This window comes from Rhodococcus kronopolitis (genome assembly GCF_042654025.1).
GTDB classification, from domain to species: domain Bacteria; phylum Actinomycetota; class Actinomycetes; order Mycobacteriales; family Mycobacteriaceae; genus Rhodococcus_G; species Rhodococcus_G kronopolitis.
This window is the reverse complement of record NZ_JBHSFO010000001.1, coordinates 215,675-232,964: the sequence shown is the minus strand read 5'-3', so window position 1 is coordinate 232,964 and position 17,290 is coordinate 215,675. Positions and strand designations below refer to the sequence as shown.

12 protein-coding genes are annotated in these 17,290 nt (G+C 70.8%); 7 read left to right on the top strand and 5 right to left on the bottom strand.

Annotation, left to right across the window (positions count from 1 at the left end):
• The first annotated feature begins 2 nt into the window (after positions 1–2).
• Entirely contained in the window at positions 3–458 is a 456-nt protein-coding gene (locus ACFO6S_RS00990; protein WP_378413285.1) for a DUF350 domain-containing protein, read from the top strand.
• Between the two features lie 14 nt (positions 459–472).
• Here the strand turns inward: ACFO6S_RS00990 and ACFO6S_RS00985 are convergent, their stop codons facing one another.
• Positions 473–2,008, bottom strand: a complete 1,536-nt coding sequence (locus ACFO6S_RS00985) for an APC family permease (RefSeq protein WP_378413283.1) — start codon at positions 2,006–2,008, stop codon at positions 473–475.
• Between the two features lie 102 nt (positions 2,009–2,110).
• Between ACFO6S_RS00985 and ACFO6S_RS00980 the strand changes: the two genes are divergently transcribed.
• From ACFO6S_RS00980 to ACFO6S_RS00965, 4 genes are all read left to right on the top strand, one after another.
• A complete protein-coding gene (locus tag ACFO6S_RS00980) occupies positions 2,111–2,890 on the top strand; it encodes a VOC family protein (protein ID WP_378413281.1) in 780 nt (259 codons plus the stop codon).
• 88 nt (positions 2,891–2,978) lie between these two features.
• Positions 2,979–6,593, top strand: coding sequence for a chromosome segregation protein SMC (smc, locus tag ACFO6S_RS00975; RefSeq protein ID WP_378413279.1), 3,615 nt, complete (start codon positions 2,979–2,981; stop codon positions 6,591–6,593).
• A 203-nt stretch (positions 6,594–6,796) separates the two neighbouring features.
• Positions 6,797–7,660, top strand: coding sequence for an SGNH/GDSL hydrolase family protein (locus ACFO6S_RS00970; RefSeq protein WP_378413277.1), 864 nt, complete (start codon positions 6,797–6,799; stop codon positions 7,658–7,660).
• A 129-nt stretch (positions 7,661–7,789) separates the two neighbouring features.
• Positions 7,790–8,611: an acyl-CoA thioesterase gene (locus ACFO6S_RS00965; RefSeq protein WP_378413274.1), complete on the top strand. Its 822-nt coding sequence runs from the start codon at positions 7,790–7,792 to the stop codon at positions 8,609–8,611.
• Between the two features lie 76 nt (positions 8,612–8,687).
• Here ACFO6S_RS00965 and ACFO6S_RS00960 read toward each other — a convergent pair whose 3' ends face one another.
• Genes ACFO6S_RS00960 through ACFO6S_RS00945 form a run of 4 tightly spaced genes read right to left on the bottom strand, consistent with a single transcriptional unit; the run spans position 8,688 to position 14,683 of the window.
• The gene (locus ACFO6S_RS00960; RefSeq protein ID WP_378413272.1) at positions 8,688–10,430 is read right to left on the bottom strand and encodes an N-acyl-D-amino-acid deacylase family protein; all 1,743 of its coding nucleotides are present in this window, start codon (positions 10,428–10,430) and stop codon (positions 8,688–8,690) included.
• A 49-nt stretch (positions 10,431–10,479) separates the two neighbouring features.
• Positions 10,480–12,141: a steroid-24-oyl-CoA synthetase gene (casG, locus tag ACFO6S_RS00955; protein ID WP_378413270.1), complete on the bottom strand. Its 1,662-nt coding sequence runs from the start codon at positions 12,139–12,141 to the stop codon at positions 10,480–10,482.
• On the bottom strand, positions 12,138–13,301 hold the full coding sequence (locus ACFO6S_RS00950; protein ID WP_378413268.1) for a serine hydrolase domain-containing protein: 1,164 nt from the start codon (positions 13,299–13,301) through the stop codon (positions 12,138–12,140). The genes casG and ACFO6S_RS00950 overlap by 4 nt, the downstream gene beginning before the upstream one ends.
• Positions 13,302–13,315: 14 nt before the next feature.
• Entirely contained in the window at positions 13,316–14,683 is a 1,368-nt protein-coding gene (locus ACFO6S_RS00945) for a flavin-containing monooxygenase (protein ID WP_378413266.1), read from the bottom strand.
• Between the two features lie 223 nt (positions 14,684–14,906).
• Here ACFO6S_RS00945 and ACFO6S_RS00940 point away from each other — a divergent pair, with 223 nt between their 5' ends.
• Together ACFO6S_RS00940 and ftsY are read left to right on the top strand one after the other, a co-directional pair.
• Complete coding sequence (locus ACFO6S_RS00940) at positions 14,907–15,539, top strand: TetR/AcrR family transcriptional regulator (protein ID WP_378413264.1); 633 nt, start codon at positions 14,907–14,909, stop codon at positions 15,537–15,539.
• A 97-nt stretch (positions 15,540–15,636) separates the two neighbouring features.
• On the top strand, positions 15,637–17,082 hold the full coding sequence (gene ftsY / locus ACFO6S_RS00935; RefSeq protein ID WP_378413262.1) for a signal recognition particle-docking protein FtsY: 1,446 nt from the start codon (positions 15,637–15,639) through the stop codon (positions 17,080–17,082).
• Positions 17,083–17,290: the final 208 nt, after the last annotated feature.

Here is a 17,290-nt window from a genome sequence, read left to right as displayed (position 1 = left end):
ACATGACTACGACCGTGGTGGCCCTGAGCGCCGACTACTGGTCCCAGCTGGGCCGGGGAGTGTCGGCCATCGTGCTGTACGCCATCGTCGGCCTGGTGCTGATGGTGCTGGGCTTCTACGCCATCGACTGGTCCACGCCGGGGCCGCTGCGCACCATGCTCCGCGAGGGCAAGCCGAACTCGGCGGTGGTGACGGCGTCCGGAATGGTGAGCATGGCGCTGATCGTGGTGCTGGCCATCTTCGCCTCGTCCGGGAAGCTGTCGGAGGGGCTCGTCTACACGCTGGTGTTCGGCCTCGTCGGCATTGCCGCACAGGTGGTCTCGGTGCGGATCGTGGAGCTGGTCACCGGCATCGACATCGGTGCGGTGCTGGCCGAGGACCGGTTCACCCCGGCGGTGCTGGTGGTCGCGGCCGCGCACCTGGCACTCGGCCTGGTGGTCGCGGTCGCCATCCTGTAGCCAGGCACCGGCGCCTACGGCAGGGCGCGGGTGATCGTCTCACCGTCGAAGAACGCCCGGTCGCGGCAGCGCCACCACCACATCAGCGGCAGTCCCAGCAGCATCGAGACCACCCCGAGGATGAACACGCCGCCGACCTGCCAGTGCGGGGCGAACGGCATCGTCCAGCTGGTCTCGCCCGCGTCGGAGGCGAACGAGGTGACCGCCGTCCAGCCGGCCGCGAACAGCAGCATCGCCCCGCCCAGCAGCGGGAACACGCCCCGCATCAACAGGTTCCGGGTGCTCTCGCGCAGGGTGTCGCGGTAGAGCCAGACGCAGGCCAGCGCCGTCATCCCGTAGTAGAAGCCGACCGCGATGCCGATGGCGGAGACCGAGTCGAAGATCAGGTTGCCCGCCGAGACGAAGTTGAACACCACGTACAGGGCCACCGAGGCGGCACCCATCGCGAGCGTCGAGACGGTGGGCGTGAGGTAGCGCGGGTGCACCCGCGCGAAGGCGTCGGGCAGCGCCCGGAACACACCCATCGACAGCGTGGTGCGGGCGGTCGGCAGGATCGTCGTCTGGGTCGACGCGATCGCCGAGGTGAGGATCATCAGCAGCAGCACGTGGGTGAGCACCTGGCCGAGCAGGCCCTCGCCGAACACCGCGGTCCCGATCGCGGCGAAGAAGTCGTCGAAGTGCTCCGGGTTGGCCAGGCCGGTGCCCTCGGTGCCGACGCCTGCGAACGACTGCGCGGCGACGGTCACCAGCACGTAGAGCGCGACCAGCACCACCGTGGAGATCACCGCCGAGCGGCCCGGGGTGCGGTGGCTGTCGACGGTCTCCTCGTTGACCGAGACGACGGAGTCCCAGCCCCAGTAGATGAACACCATCAGCAGCATCGCGTTGACGAAGGTCGAGAACGAGCCGATCTCGAACGGGTTGAACCAACTCCACTGCGGCGCGATCGCCTGGGCGCCCGCGTTGCCGAGCCACACCCGGACCAGGGCGACCACCGCGAAGAGCACGAGCGCGACGAACTCGACCGTCAGCAGCACCGACTGCACCCGCGCGGAGACGTCGATGCCGCGGAAGCACAGGTACGTCATGGCCACCATGAACACGACCCCGAGCAACAGCACCCAGACGCTGGTGGCGTCGGCGCCGATGCCCTCGGCGCCGAAGAGCAGGAAGGTGTACTGGCCGGCGACCTGCGCCAGGCTGGCCATCACCAGCACGTCCGCGACCACGATCGCCCAGCCGGCCATCCAGCCCCAGGCGGGGCCGAACGCGCGCGTCGCCCAGACGAAGGTGGTCCCGCAGTCCGGGTCGGCGGCATTGAGTTCCTTGTAGCCGACCGCGGCGAAGAGGATCGGCACGAACGCGAGCAGCGCGATCACCGGAGCCTGCAGCCCGACGGCGGCGACGATCAGCCCGAGCGTCGCCGCGATGCTGTACGCCGGACCGGCCGAGGCCACGCCGATCACCACGCTGGAGGTCAGGCTCAGGGCCCCCGCCCGGAGCCCCTTTGAATTGGTCGCCACTGATTGGCTCGCCACGTCATCGATCACTCGGGGGAGGGTAGTGGCTGCGCGCCGGGGCGCGCGTACCGCGTCCACAGGGGCGGGCAACGGGCTAGCGTCGACTGCGTACCCGAGAGTTGAGGAGTAGCGATGAGCGCCGTCACGACGAACCAACCGCTTGGCACCCCCACCTGGATCGACCTCGGCATACCCGACCTCGATCGCGCGATGTCGTTCTACGGAGCGGTCTTCGGGTGGGAGTTCGACGTCGGGCCGGAAGAGACCGGGAGGTACACGATGTGCCTGCTGCGGGGCAAGAAGGTCGCCGCGCTGATGCCGAATCCCGACCCGACCGCGACCGAGTTCTGGTGGAGCGTCTACCTGGCCACCGACGACGTGGACGTCACCGTCTCCCGGTCCAGGGACGCGGGCGGCGTCGTCCTGGCGGAGCCGATGGACGTGATGGGCCAGGGCCGGATGGCGATCCTGAAGGACCCGTCCGGCGCACAGTTCGGGCTGTGGCAGGGGCAGGCGCACGTCGGCTGCGAGCTGGTGAACGAGCCGAACACGCTGCTGCGCAACGACCTGGTGACGCCGGAACCGGGCCCGGCCCGTGAGTTCTACGCCACGGTCTTCGACTTCACGCTGGACGGGAACGACGACCTGCCGGGCCTGGACTTCACCTTCCTGCGCAGGCCGGACGGGCACGAGATCGGCGGCATCATCGGTGACCCGACGGCGCCCGCATCGGCCTGGGGCACGTTGTTCCAGGTCGCCGACGCCGACGCGGCCGTTGCCGCCGCCCGGGCGGCCGGGGGTACCGCCGACGACCCGACGGACATGGCGTACGGGCGCACCGCGGAGGTCACCGACCCGTTCGGCGCGAAGTTCACGGTCGGTTCCCCGCTTCCCGGCGCGCCGCAGGGGTAACGCCGGGCGCAGGCGCGGCCGGGGTGTGTGCCCCCTCGGGTCGATCAATTGCCGGATCGGTCGGTGCGGTGCAGTAACGTCATTCGTCATGCATCTGAAGAGTCTGACGCTGAAGGGATTCAAGTCCTTCGCGTCCGCGACGACTCTGCGTTTCGAGCCCGGCATCACCTGCGTCGTCGGCCCGAACGGTTCCGGGAAGTCGAACATCCTCGACGCCCTCACCTGGGTGATGGGTGAGCAGGGCGCGAAGGCGCTGCGCGGCGGCAAGATGGAGGACGTCATCTTCGCCGGCACCAGTGGCCGCGCCCCGCTCGGCCGCGCCGAGGTGACCCTGACGATCGACAACTCGGACGGCGCGCTGCCCATCGAGTACTCCGAGGTCTCGATCACCCGGCGGATGTTCCGTGACGGTGCCGGCGAGTACGAGATCAACGGCACCTCGTGCCGGCTGATGGACGTGCAGGAACTGCTGTCCGACTCCGGCATCGGTCGCGAGATGCACGTCATCGTGGGGCAGGGCCGGCTCGCCGCGATCCTCGAGTCCCGGCCGGAGGACCGCCGCGCCTTCATCGAGGAGGCCGCCGGCGTCCTCAAGCACCGCAAGCGCCGTGAGAAGGCCGTCCGCAAGCTCGACTCCATGCAGGCCAACCTGGCGCGGCTGACCGACCTGACCACCGAGCTGCGTCGTCAGCTCAAGCCGCTGAGCAGGCAGGCCGAGGTGGCCCGCCGCGCGCAGACCGTGCAGGCCGACCTGCGCGACGCCCGGCTGCGGCTGGCGGCCGACGACCTGGTGACCCGACGCGGTGAACTGGCGACGCAGGCACAGGGCGAGGCGATGGCCCGGGCCCAGCAGGAGCACGTGCAGGCCGTGCTGGCGGAGGCGTCGACGGAGCTCGGGGCCCACGAGCAGGCGCTCGCCCGGCTCACCCCCGGCGCCGAGGCGGCAGGCCAGACGTGGTTCCGGCTCTCGGCGCTGGCCGAACGCGTCAACGCGACCGTCCGGATCGCCTCCGAACGCGCCCGACACCTCGACGGCGCACCCGACACCGGACGCGGCCAGGACCCCGAACAGCTCGAGGCGCAGGCCGAGCGGGTCGCCGCCGAGGAGGCCGAGCTCCTGGAGTCGCTGGAGATCGCCCGCGCCACCCTCGACGCGGCGCGCGAGACGCTCGCCCAGTACGAGGACGCGGCCGCGGAGGCCGAGCGGGCCCACGTCGCGGCGGTCCGCGCGATCGCCGACCGCCGTGAGGGCCTGGCCCGGCTGTCCGGCCAGGTGGACACCCTGCGGACCCGAGGCGACTCGATCGACGCGGAGGTCGCGCGACTGACCGTCGCCATCGAGGACGCCCGGACCCGCGGCGACGCGGCGCAGGCCGAGTTCGAGACCGTCCAGGACCGGATCGGCGACCTCGACGCCGGGGAACTGGGGCTGGACGCACAGCACGAGCGGGCGGTCGCCGCCCTGGAGACTGCGACCGCGCGGGTCACCGAACTGCGGGACGCCGAGCGCGCCGCGGGCCAGGAAGTGGTGTCGCTGCGGGCGCGGATCGAGGCGCTCTCGATCGGCCTGCAGCAGAAGGACGGCGCGGCCTGGCTGCTCGAGCACCGGTCCGGCGACGGGGTGATCGGTCCGCTGGCCGGGTTGCTGCGCATCCGGACGGGCTACGAGGTCGCGATCGCCGCCGCCCTGGGCCCGGCCGCCGACGCCGTCGCGGCCAGCTCCGTCGCCGCCGCCGGAGCCGCGGTGGCGGCCCTCAAGGCGGCCGACGGCGGTCGGGCGGCGCTGGTGGCCACCGGCGCCCCGGCCACCGACCACGGCGACCTGGCGCTGCCCGACGGGGCGCGCGCCGCACTGGACATGGTGGAGTGCCCGGAGAACCTGCGCGGTGCGTTGACCGCGCTGCTCGGCTCGGTGGTGGTGGTCGACGACCTGCCCGCCGCCGCCGAACTCGTTGCCGCGCAGCCGCACCGAAGCGCGGTCACCCTCGACGGCGACCTGGTCGGGGCCGGTTGGATCACCGGCGGTTCGGACCGCAGGCCGTCCACGCTGGAGGTGGCCTCGGCCGTCGACGCGTCGACGGTGGCGCTGGCCGAGGCCGAGCGCCGGGCCGAGGAGCTGACGGCCGCGTTGTCCGGCGCCGAGGCCGAGCACGCGGACCGGGCCGAGTCCGCCGAGCAGACGCTGGCCGCCCTGACCGAGTCGGACGCCGCGATGTCCGCGATCTACGAGCAGCTCGGTCGCCTCGGCCAGGTGGCGCGGGTGGCGCACGCCGAGTCGGATCGGCTCGTCGGTCAGCGCACCGCCGCCGAGACCCGGCGCATCGAGTCGGTGGCGGCGCTCGGCGAGCTCGAGGAGCGGCTGGCGCTGGCCCAGCACGAGCAGTCCGATCCGGACGGCGGCGCGGCGGGGGAGCCGAGTTCGGGGGAGCGGGAGGCCGCGGCCGCCGCGGTGGCCGAGGTGCGGGCGGTCGAGGTCGAGGCCCGGCTGACCCTGCGCACCGCCGAGGAGCGGGCGGAATCGGTTCGCGGCAAGGCGGATTCGCTGCGCCGCGCCGCGCAGGCCGAGCGGGAGGCGCGGGCCCGGGCGGAACGGGCCCAGGCGGCCCGGCAGAACGCGGCGGCGGTGGCGGCCGCGGTGGCGCAGTCCGGGCAGCGGGTGGCCGAGCGGCTGGAGACGGTGGTCGCGGCGGCGTCCGAGCATCGCGACGAGCTGACCCGGCAGCGCACCGAACGCGGGGCGCAGCTCGAGACCGTCAAGGAACGGGTCCGGCAGTGCACGGCCCAGCTGGCCGCGCTGACCGACGCCGTCCATCGTGACGAGGTGGCCCGCGCGCAGGCGGCGCTGCGGATCGAGCAGCTCGAGCAGACCATCTCCGAGCAGCACGGCATCGGCCTCGACGACCTGGTCGCCGAGTACGGGCCGGAGGTGGCGTTGCCGCCGTCGGCGCTCGAGATGGCCGAGTACGAGCAGGCACTCGAGCGTGGCGAGCAGGTGGTGGCACCGGCGCCGATGCCGTACGACCGCGCCACCCAGGAGCGTCGGGTGAAGCTGGCGGAGAAGGACCTCGCCACCCTCGGCCGGGTCAATCCCCTGGCGCTCGAGGAGTTCGCCGCGCTCGAGGAGCGGTACAACTTCCTGTCCACCCAGCTCGAGGACGTCAAGAACGCCCGCAAGGACCTGCTCGGTGTGGTCGCGGACGTCGACAGCCGGATCCTGCAGGTCTTCACCGAGGCCTGGGCCGACGTGGAACGCGAGTTCGTCGGCGTGTTCGCGAAACTGTTCCCCGGCGGGGAGGGCCGGCTGGTGCTGACCGACCCGACCGACATGCTGACCACCGGCATCGAGGTGGAGGCCCGCCCGCCCGGCAAGAAGGTCAAGCGGCTCTCGCTGCTCTCCGGCGGCGAGAAGTCGCTGACCGCGGTCGCGATGCTGGTGGCCATCTTCCGGGCCCGGCCGTCCCCGTTCTACGTGATGGACGAGGTGGAGGCCGCGCTCGACGACACCAACCTGCGCCGGCTGATCGGGCTGTTCGAGCAGTTGCGGGAGAAGTCGCAGCTGATCGTCATCACCCACCAGAAGCCGACCATGGAGGTCGCGGACGCGCTGTACGGGGTGAGCATGCGCGGCGACGGCATCACCCAGGTGATCTCGCAGCGGCTGCGCGGACAGAACCTCGCCGTGCCGGAACCGGTGGCGGAGTAGTGGTGTCGGGCCCGGGCGTCCGGTGCCCTGAGCGTGACGGCTGGCGAAGCGAGGTTCCCGGTTCGTCGGTGGCAGGCAGACCCTTGTCTTGGAACATCGAGCGGTATACGTTCTTCGGGATGTGACTGGCCTCACGGCCGTGAGAGCGGGCTGCCGGTCACACGAACACACAACAGAACAACGACGCGGGGGCCACTGTGAGATTGAAGTCTGGAGTCGGACGACTGGTATCGGCCGTGGGGGTGCTGGCCGTCGTCGCCGGTGTGGTGTCGGGCGCCTCGGCAGCGGCGGATCCCGCGCCCGGCCTCGAGTACGTCAATCTCGGCGACAGCTTCAGTGCCGGGTCCGGCGTCTTCCCGATGGTTCCCGGACAGCCGCTCGAGTGCTGGCAGTCTCAGCAGAACTTCGCGCACCTGGTGGCCGCGGAGCGCGGCTACCGGCTCACCGACGTCAGCTGCGGCGGAGCGAAGACGCAGCACTTCTACGAGGCGCAGTACCAGAGCACCAGGCCCCAGCTCGAGGCGCTCACACCGACGACCGAGCTGGTCACCCTGATGATCGGCGGCAACAACAACAACACCTTCGCGGGAGCGATGGCCACCTGCATCGGCGCGATGGTGTCGAACCCCGGCGCGTTCGAGCCCTGCCGGGTACAGGCCGGGGCCGGCCTGGCCGATCCGATTGTCAACGAGACCTATCCCGCGCTGGTCACCGTGCTGCGCGACATCCACGCCCGGTCGCCGCGCGCCCAGGTCGTCATCGCCGGCTACCCGTGGCTGCTGCCCGCGAGCGGCAGCTGCCTGCCCCAGATGCCGCTGGCCGAGGGTGATGTCAGCTATCTGCGTAACCTGCAGGCCACGCTGAACGACGCGGTCGAGCGCGCCGCCGCGGAGACCGACTCGACCTTCGTCGACATGTCGCAGGTCTCCGAGGGGCGCGACGGCTGCAAGTCGCCCGTCGAGCGCCTGGTCGAGCCGATGCTCTTCGCCAACCAGCCGGTTCCGGTGCACCCCAACGCCGCCGGCGAGCGCGCGCTCGCCGATCAGGTGCTGGCGGCGATCGGGTAGCGGTCGGTCCCGGTCGGCGGTGCGCCCCGGCCCCCGGTCCACTCGGACAGGAGGCCGGGGCGAGTTCGTGCCGGACGGGGTGCCGACGATAATCGGAGCCGATCCGCCCGTACCCGTGAGGAGCCCATCGTGAGCGAAACCGTCGCACCGTCGCATCCGTTCGACGCCGCCGTCGAACTGATCCCGGCCGGTGACGGCCTGTTCGCCGGGCACACGTCCGCCGACTACGCGAACATGGTCGGCCCGTTCGGCGGCATCACCGCCGCGACGCTGGTGCGGGCGGTGCAGCAGCATCCGGACCGGCTCGGCGACCCGCTGTCGTTGACGGTCAACTTCGCCGGACCCGTCGCCGACGGCCCGTTCGAGATCGCCGCCCGGGCGGTGCGGACCAACCGGTCGACCCAGCACTGGGCGCTTGAGCTGACCCAGGACGGGGTCGTCGCCACCACCGCGACCGCGGTGTTCGGCACCCGGCGCGACACCTGGTCCTCCGACGAGATCACGATCCCGGCGGTTCCCGATCCGGATTCCGTTGCGCCCGGTGGGTTCCCGGACTTCATCGCCTGGGCCCGCAACTACGAGATGCGGTTCGTCGAGGGCGGCATCCCCAAGCTGGAATCGGTCGAACACCCGGACTCCACCTCCACACTGTGGGTGCGCGACACCCCGGCACGCCCGCTCGACTTCGCCGCGCTGACGGCCATGAGCGACGTCTTCTTCCCCCGGGTGTTCCTGCGCCGCGGGAAGTTCCTGCCGGCAGGCACCGTGACGTTGACCGTGTACTTCCACGCCGACGCGGCCGCGCTCGCCGAGCAGGCGGATGCCGCGGTGCTCGGCTCGGCCCGCGCGCAGCGGTTCGGCAAGGGCTACTTCGACCAGTCGGCGGAACTGTGGGGACGCGACGGTGTGCTGCTGGCCACCGCCCACCAGCTGGTGTACTTCAAGGACTGACCTCGAACGACGAACGGGCGGTTGCCCGGGCCCGACCCCTCGGTCCATGCCCCGGCAACCGCCCGTCCTGCACCGGTCATCCGGCGCGCAGGAACCGTCCCGTCCGCTTGGTGCCGAGCACGGGCGTCGGCTCCCCGTCCCGCACGACGCATTCGCCGCCGACGAACACCGCGGTGACCGTGTCGTCGTTCCGGTTGACCATCCGGGACAGCCCGTCGTACTCCGGGACCGGGCACTCCGCGTAGGCGTCGAGCGAGGCGTCCAGACGCGCGGGGTCGAGCACCACCAGGTCGGCCCGGTCACCCTCGCGCAGGTGCCCCGCGTCGAGGCCGTACCAGTCGGCCAGCTCGCCGGTGAGCCGGTGCACCGCCTGCTCGACGGACATGAAGGGCGTGCCCGCCCGTTCGGCGTCGTGCACCCGGCGCAGCAGCCGCAGGCCGAAGTTGTAGAACGCCATGTTGCGCAGGTGTGCACCCGCGTCGGAGAAGCCCAGCTGCACACCGGGATCGGAGGCGAACTTGTTGAGCACCTCGGGCCGGTGGTTCGAGATGGTGGTGCGCCACCGCACCTTGGTGCCGTGCTCGACAACCAGGTCGAGGAACGCGTCCACCGGATGCACGCCGCCCCGGTCCACCCCGACCTGACCGAAGGTCTTCCCGATCACGGAGTCGTCCGGGCACTCGACGATCTCGGCGTCGAAGAAGTCGCGATGCCAGACCCGCGGGCCGTACTTCTTGTCGTAGTCCTTGCGGAACCGGCGGCGGTAGGACTCGTCGGCCAGCAGCGCGCTGCGCGCCTCGAGCTGGTTGGACAGGTCCAGTGCTGCCGCGCCCGAACCGAACTCCTCGAACACCGGGAGGTCGATGCCGTCGGAGTAGACCTCGAAGGGGACGGGCAGGTGCTGCCATCGGAAGTTGCCGCGCATCGCGTTGACCGCCCGCGCCATCGCCGGGAAGACGTGTGCCACAGCAGGAATCGCCTTCACATCGGCGGCAGAGAGCAGGCTCACCTTCAGGGGGCGCCGGAACAGGCCCGTGCTGCTCAGGGCCAACGCGACCATGGACTGCGGGCGGCCGACGTCCGGGCCGGCCTGCAGAGCCCGGCCCCGCCGCCGCAGGATCGCCGTCAGCCGGCGGCGTTCCTGGCGCGTCGAGTACGTCGAGGGCAGGGTCCGGGACCGGCACACCTCGCCGTCGAGCTTGTCGAAGAGCAGCTCCTGCGAGGACATGCCGATGAAGCCCGCGTCGAGCGCCTCCTCGAGCTTGGCCGCCATCGCGTCGAGTTCCGCGGGGGTGGGCTTGACGTCCTTGCGGGTCGACCGGTCCAGGCCCATCTGCGCGGCGCGGATGTCCGAGTGGCCGATGAAGGAGGCCACGTTCGGGCCCAACGGCAGCGACTCGATCGCCTCGACGTACTCGTGTGCGGTGGCCCACGTCTGGGACTCGGTGAGCGTGTCGACCACGTGCTTGCGCGGGATCGCCTCGACCCGGCCGAACAGGTCGCCCGCGTCGGAGGGGTTGGCGTGGACCGCGGACAGCGAGCACGACCCCAGGAAGACGGAGGTGACGCCGTGGCGCACCGACTCCTTCAGACCCGGGCTGAGGATGACCTCGACGTCGTAGTGGGTGTGGATGTCGACCATGCCCGGCATGACCCACTTCCCGGCGGCGTCGAGCACCTGCGGGCAGTCCGCCTCGTCGAGCGGGTCGACGGAGACGACCGCCACCCGCCCGTCCCGGATGCCGAGGTTGCGGGTCTGCGACCTCGCTCCGGTGCCGTCGAACCACCGGCCGTTCTTGATGATCGCGTCGTAGCTCATGGCAGAGCCTTCCATTCTCGAACTTCGTCGATTGCCGACCGGGTGTCCATCAGACGACCACCTTGGTGCGCATCGTCTTGCCGGTCGCGTTGCGGGGCAGCGGGACGGTGGTGATCCGCCACTGTGCCGGGACCTTGAAATAGGCGAGGCGTTCGCCGGCGAACGCCCGCAGTTCCTCCTCCGTGACGGCGTCCTCCGAGCGTGCCACCACCACCGCGGCCACCTCCTGGCCGAGGTCGGCGTGGTCCACGCCGAGCACCACGCACTCGAGGACCTCGGGGTGCTCGTCGAGGCACTGCTCGATCTCCATGGGGTACACGTTCTCGCCGCCGCGCAGGATCAGGTCCGATCGTCGTCCGGTGAGCCGGACCATGCCGTTCTCGACCACACCGAAGTCGCCGGTGCGCAGCCAGCGGTCCTCGCTGATCGTCGCCGCGGTGGCCTCGGGGTTGTCCCAGTAGCCGAGCATCACGTAGGGGCTGCGGGCGCAGATCTCGCCCTCCACCCCGTCGGGGACCCTCTGCCCGAACGGATCCCAGACCTCCACGGTGACCCCGATGATGGGACGGCCGAGGGTGCCGGGGAACTGCGCGAGGTCGAGGGGAGTGGCGACGGAGATCGCGGTGGCGCTCTCCGTCTGGCCGTAGCTGTCGACCAGGGAGTTGCGCGCGAACGGAACCTTCTCGCGCAGTCGGTCCTGGAGGGCGGGCGACGACGGCGCCGCCGACAGCGCGAACGCGGTGACCGAGGACAGGTCGTAGCGGGAGAGGTCCTCGTGTTCGAGCAGCCGGGTGGCCATCGTGGGGACCGCCGCCCAGTTGGTCACGCGCTCGCGTTCGACCAGCCGGAGCATCCGGTCCACGTCGAACGAGCCCTGGTAGATCACCACCGCACCACCGGTGGCCAGCCGTGGAACGGCCAGGTTGTGCAGGCTGGCGATGTGGAACAGCGGCGAGGTGAGCAGGTACCGCCGATCGCTCGGGGCGTCGGAGTTCGGGTCACCGCCGGTGAAGGCGGCGGCGAGCGCGTCGCTGTAGCGGTGGTAGTCGATGGTCGCCAGCACGTTCCGGTGTGAGTGCACGGCGCCCTTGGGTCGGCCGCTGGTCCCACTGGTGTAGAGGATCGCCGCCGGATCGTCCTCGGCCACCTCGGTGTTCGGCAGCTCGGCACCGGCGAACTCGGTGAACAGTCGGGGCAGGTCCTCCTCCATGGTGAGCACCGTGGTGTTCACGTCGAGACCGGCCAGCACGGCGGCGCGCTTGGCGTCGGCGACCACGACCGTCGGCGCGGTGTGGCCGACTCCGTACTCGACCTCACGCGGGGCCCACCAGGCGTTGAAGCCGACCGCGATCGCGCCGAGCGACTGTGCCGCCCAGAAGGTGACGAGCCACTCGGGGGTGTTCGCGGCGAGGATGCCGACCCGGTCGCCCTTGCCGACGCCGTACCGGTCCCGCAGCGCGGTCGCAAGGGCGGCCACCGCGGCCCCGTGCTGGGCGTAGCTCATCCGGGTGTCCTCGGTGACCAGGTAGTCGCGGTCGCCGTACGCCAGCGAGGCCGCCAGCACGTCGCGAAGGGATCGGTCGCGGTTGAGCATCACCGGCATCCGCGCCCCGAGCACCTTCTCGACACGGAGTTCGAACCGCCCGCCGGGGCCGGTCAGGCCCGCCATCACGGAGGCGATGTACGCCTGGGGGTCAACAGAACTGGTCACCGGGAAACCTCTTTCCGTGCCGCGACAGCGGCCTCGTTGGTGGCGTGCAGGTAGGCGTCGCTGCGATCGGAGCCGATCAGTCCCGGCGCCATCTTGTTCATCGTGTAGGCGAAGGTGAGCCGGTTGTCGAGGTCGTTGACGAGCATCGACCCGCCGAAGCCGGCCCACCAGCAGACCCGGCCGTCGCGCACCAGCGGGGCGGTGTCCGGGTGGGGGAGACCGTAGCCGATGCCGAACCGCAGCGGCGTGAGGATGGCCAGGTCGATGCCGTCGGCCTGCTGCTCGAAGATCAGGTCGACGGTGGCCGGGGAGAGCAGGCGGGTGCCGTCCAGTTCGCCGCCGCAGGAGATCAGCGACTGCAGCCGGGCGATCGAGCGCGCGTTGCCGTGACCGTTCATGGCGCCGAGCTCCGTCTGCCGCCAGTCGGCGGTGTTGACCTTCTCCAGGTCGAGCCACGGGCAGGTCACCGACTTGACCAGGATGCTGTCCTGGTCGAGCGTGGACATGTCGAAGTCGATGGCCGGCGCCGGGATCATCGGTGCGATCCGGTCGAAGTGCTCGGGGCCGGTGCCGATGTGGAAGTCGGCGCCGAGCGGGCCGGCCAGCTCCTCGGCGAAGAAGCGGCCCAGGCTCCGGCCGTCCACCCGCCGGATCACCTCGCCGACGAGGTGCCCGTAGTTCAGCGCCTGGTAACCCGACGCGGTACCCGGCTCCCACCAGGGCGCCTGCGTGGCCAGCCGGGCGCTCGCGGCCTCGGTGTCGTAGATGTCCTCGAGTTCGATCGGACGCTCCCAGCCGGACACGCCGGAGGTGTGCGAGAGCAGGTGCCGAACCTCGATGTCCGCCTTGCCGTTCGCCGCGAACTCGGGCCAGTAGTGCGCGACCTTCTGGTACACGTCGAGCTCGCCGCGGTCGACCAGGAGCAGCGCGGACAGCGCCGTCATCGTCTTGGTCAGGGAGAAGACGTTGACGATCGTGTCCTCGGCCCACGGCGTGGTCTGCTCCTGGTCGGCGTAGCCGCCCCAGACGTCGACGACCGGCCGTCCGTCCACGGTCACGCAGATCGACGCCCCCAGCTCCTCGCCCGACGCCAGTTGCTGCTCGAGCGCCTCGCGGACCGGCTCGAAGCCTTCCGCGCAGAATCCGTGTGTCAGTGTCATGTCGGTGTCCTCCCTCACGCGTTCTGCATGGCACGGGCAGGCACCGGCAGGGCGTTGCCTGCGGCCTGGGCGCGCTTGCCGCCGCTGACGATTTCCTTCTTCAGGTTGCGCACGTACGGGTCGAACTCGCACTGGATGGTGTGCCTGGGGGACTTGTAGTACGGCTTGAGGTAGTACTCCTCGTCGGCGGCGAGAACGGCGCCCATCTCGCTGGGGGCAGGCGGCAGGTACTTGCCCGCGAGGTAGGCGGCGACGAGCTTGCTCTGCTGCTCGGCGAAGTTCACCAGGGTCGGCATCGGCTGCGCGAGGCCCATGAAGAACAGGTTGTCGATGTCGGGCTTCATCATCCGTTTGAACAGGGGGAAGCGGTTCTCGCTGTCGGGCAACAGGTTCGGATCGCTGAAGAACGGGAAGCTGATGTGGTAGCCGGTGGCGCAGACGATCACGTCGACGTCCAGCGTGCTGCCGTCGGTGAAGCGCACCTGCTTGCCCTCCAGCGCGGCGATGGCCGGCTTGAACGCGATGTCCCCCGAGCCCGCCTTGCCGAGGAACTCGCCGCTCGCCGACGGGTGTGCCTGGAACGGCAGGTGGTCGGGCTTGGGCAGGCCGTAGCCCTCCATGGTGCCGAGGTTCTTGTCCAGGAAGCGTCGTTGCAGCGCCAGGGAGAGCGTGCGCGGCATCCAGGCGGGCATCGACATCTTGTCGCCGGCCTTGCCCTTGAGGTACTTCGGCAGCACCCAGACGCCGCGGCGGGCGGAGACGGTCAGCGTCTTGGCCAGGAAGCGCTGCGAGAGCTCGGAGGCGATGTCCAGGCCGGAGTTGCCCATGCCGACGACGACGACGTTCTTGCCGCGCATGTCGATCGGGTCGAACGGGTCGTTGTACGCGTGGCTGTGGATGAGGGTGCCGTCGAACTCGCCGGGGTAGTCCGGGGTCCGCGGGTCCCAGTGGTGGCCGTTGCACACGATCAGCGCGTCGTAGGTGCGCGCCTCGCCGTTGGACAGCGTGACCGTCCACAGGCCGTCGTCGTCGCGCTCCGCCCGCTCGACGGAGGTGTTGAAGGTGATCTTCTCCCGCAGCCCGAAGTGGTCGACGTAGTCCTTGAAGTACTGGAACAGCTGCGAGTGATGCGGGAAGTCGGGCCACTCGGCGGGCACCGGGAAGTCCTCGAACGCCAGTCGCCACTTCGAGGTGTCGATGTGCAGGCTCTGGTAGCAGGCCGACATGCCGTTCGGGTTCTTGAAGTACCAGTTCCCGCCGACCTCGTCGGAGGCCTCGAAGCAGTCGAACGGGATGCCGTGGTCCTGCAGGCGCTTGGCGGTGGTGATTCCGGACGGACCGGCGCCGATGACGCAGACGCGAGGCAAGTTCGTGGGGTGCATGGCTCTTCCTTCTGCCGGGGTCGGCGGGCCGCCGTCTCGTCGTCTCGGCGGCGGTTGCCGGGAGCGGCTCGACTGTGATGGATGCGGTACGTACGACTCGATGTGACCTACGACATAGAATATCGTTGACTGACGCACTGTCAAGTGAATGACGTAAAGTTGATTTTCGGTAGGTGCGGCGAACGGCCGAGCCGCGGGTAGCGTTCGATTGGTGGTGGATGCAGTGAGCAATGCGACAGGTACCGGCAGCCGGCGCGGCACGCTGCGAGCCGAGCAGAAGCGCGCGACCCGCGCCCGGCTGTTGGAGTCCGCGCTGGCGCTCTTCTCCGCCCGGGGCTATGCGGCCGTGACGGTCGACGACATCGCCGCCGAGGTCGGGTGCAGCCGGGCGACCTTCTATCTGCACTTCTCCGGCAAGGTGGAGATCCTGCTGGAGTTGGCACAGGGGGGCCTGGCGCCGAGTGCGCTGGCCTTCTACCAGGACCTCGACCGGGTGCTCGACACCGGATCGCGCGCCGAGTTCGCGGACTGGGTCACCCGGGCCATCGAGTGGTTCCACCAGTACAAGGACATGCTGCCGGCCTGGGACGAGGCGACGGCGCTCGAACCGGAGTTCCGCGCGATCGCCCGAGAGGGAATTCTCGCCCTCCCGAACTCGATGACGAGCTACCTCGCGCGCTGGCCGGAGGATCGGCGCGACGAGGCCCGGCTGCGCGTCGAACTCCTCGTGACGCAGCTCGAGCGGTTCTTCACCCGGTGGGCCATGCTGGGCACGATCGACGTGTCCGCCGAGCGTGCCACCGAGGTGCTGACGGACATCTGGTTCCCCGCGTTGTCGGCGCCCGCCACCCGGTAGGCGACGGTCCGTTCCGGTCTCCGATCCGCCGGGGAGTTGCCGGACCCGGGTCGGCCGCGGCTTCGTGCCGTTGCGCTCCGCCTGACAGGATGGGGCGGTGACTACCGGAGCTTGGATTGCAATCGCGGCGGCGCTGGCCGTTCTCGTCGTGGCCCTCGTCGTGGGCGGTGTGCTGTACCGGCGTCGTCGGGTCAGCCTGCTGCCGCCGCCGTCGACGCCCGAACTGGGGGAGACCAAGGACCGCTCCGGCGGGTACAAGACCGCGGGCGGGATCAGCTTCAGCCAGGGCGCCACGGCCACCGCACCGCCGAAGCCGGTGCCGGCGCCCGCGCCGATTCCGGAAGCGAAGCCCGCTCCGGAAGCGAAGCCCGAGCCCGTCGTGGTGCCGGAGCCCGAGGCCGTTCCCGAGGCGGCCACACCCGCGGTCGAGGCCGAAGCGGAGACCGTCGAGCCGGCGACCGTCGAGCCCGAGGTCGTCGAGGCCCCCGCGCCGACGCCGGAGGTCGCTCCGGAGGTCGTGACCCCCGAGCCGCAGGTCGTCGAGCCCGCGGTCGTCCCCGAGTCCGCACCCGTGCCCGCGGTCGAGGTGTCGGCGCCCGCCGCCCCCGTCCTCGAGGAGATCGAACCCACCGCCGGCCGGCTCGACCGGCTGCGCGGCCGGCTCTCCCGCTCGCAGTCCGCGGTCGGCAAGTCCCTGCTGGGCCTGCTCGGCGGCGGAGACCTCGACGAGGACTCGTGGGAGGAGATCGAGGACACGCTGCTGATCGCGGACCTCGGTAGCGCCACCACCGAGCAGATCGTCGGCCGACTGCGTGCCGAGCTGGCCGCAAACCCCGTCAAGTCCGAGGCCGAGGCCCGGGCGCTGCTGCGCACCGTGATGATCGATGCGCTGCACCCCGAGTTCGACCGTTCGATCAAGGCACTGCCGCACGACTCGACCCCCGGCGTCCTGCTGGTGGTCGGCGTCAACGGCACCGGCAAGACCACCAGTACCGGCAAGCTGGCGCGGGTGCTGGTCGCGGACGGGCGCCGGGTGCTGCTCGGTGCCGCCGACACCTTCCGGGCGGCCGCCGCCGACCAGCTGCAGACCTGGGCGGAACGGGTCGGCGCCGAGGTGGTGCGCGGCCCCGAGGGCGGTGACCCCGCCGCGATCGCGTACGACGCGGTGACCAAGGGCATCGAGACCGGCGTCGATGTGGTGATCGTCGACACCGCCGGGCGGTTGCACACCAAGACCGGTCTGATGGACGAGCTCGGGAAGGTCAAGCGGGTCGTCGAGAAGCGGGCCGTCGTCGACGAGGTCCTGCTGGTGCTCGATGCCACGGTCGGCCAGAACGGCCTGGTCCAGGCCCGGGTGTTCGCCGAGGTGGTCGACATCACCGGCGTGGTGCTGACCAAGCTCGACGGCACCGCGAAGGGCGGCATCGTCTTCCAGGTGCAGCGGGAACTGGGTGTGCCGGTCAAGCTGGTCGGGCTCGGCGAGGGTGCCGACGACCTGGCGCCGTTCGAGCCCGCGGCGTTCGTGGACGCCCTGCTGGGCTGACGCGCTGCCGGGCTGATGCCCTGACGCCCGAACGGGTGCCGAAGCCCCGACACCGACGCCACGGTGTCGGGGCATCGCCGTTCGCACGGCTCGGCTGCCTGCCTATTCGAGTCGAACTCCCCGGTCCTTTATTACGAAAATGTCACGATTCGGCCCTGTCGGCGGAGAGATCAGATGTGTCCCAGGTCTACTTGGCAATCGGATTGTG

What these genes read in the sequence shown, in the direction of transcription:
- ACFO6S_RS00990 (WP_378413285.1), top strand. Translation starts at nt 3, where the DNA reads ATGACTACGACCGTGGTGGCCCTGAGCGCCGACTACTGGTCCCAGCTG.
- ACFO6S_RS00960 (WP_378413272.1), bottom strand. Translation starts at nt 10,430, where the DNA reads ATGAGCTACGACGCGATCATCAAGAACGGCCGGTGGTTCGACGGCACC.
- ACFO6S_RS00945 (WP_378413266.1), bottom strand. Translation starts at nt 14,683, where the DNA reads ATGCACCCCACGAACTTGCCTCGCGTCTGCGTCATCGGCGCCGGTCCG.
- smc (WP_378413279.1), top strand. Translation starts at nt 2,979, where the DNA reads ATGCATCTGAAGAGTCTGACGCTGAAGGGATTCAAGTCCTTCGCGTCC.
- ACFO6S_RS00980 (WP_378413281.1), top strand. Translation starts at nt 2,111, where the DNA reads ATGAGCGCCGTCACGACGAACCAACCGCTTGGCACCCCCACCTGGATC.
- ACFO6S_RS00950 (WP_378413268.1), bottom strand. Translation starts at nt 13,301, where the DNA reads ATGACACTGACACACGGATTCTGCGCGGAAGGCTTCGAGCCGGTCCGC.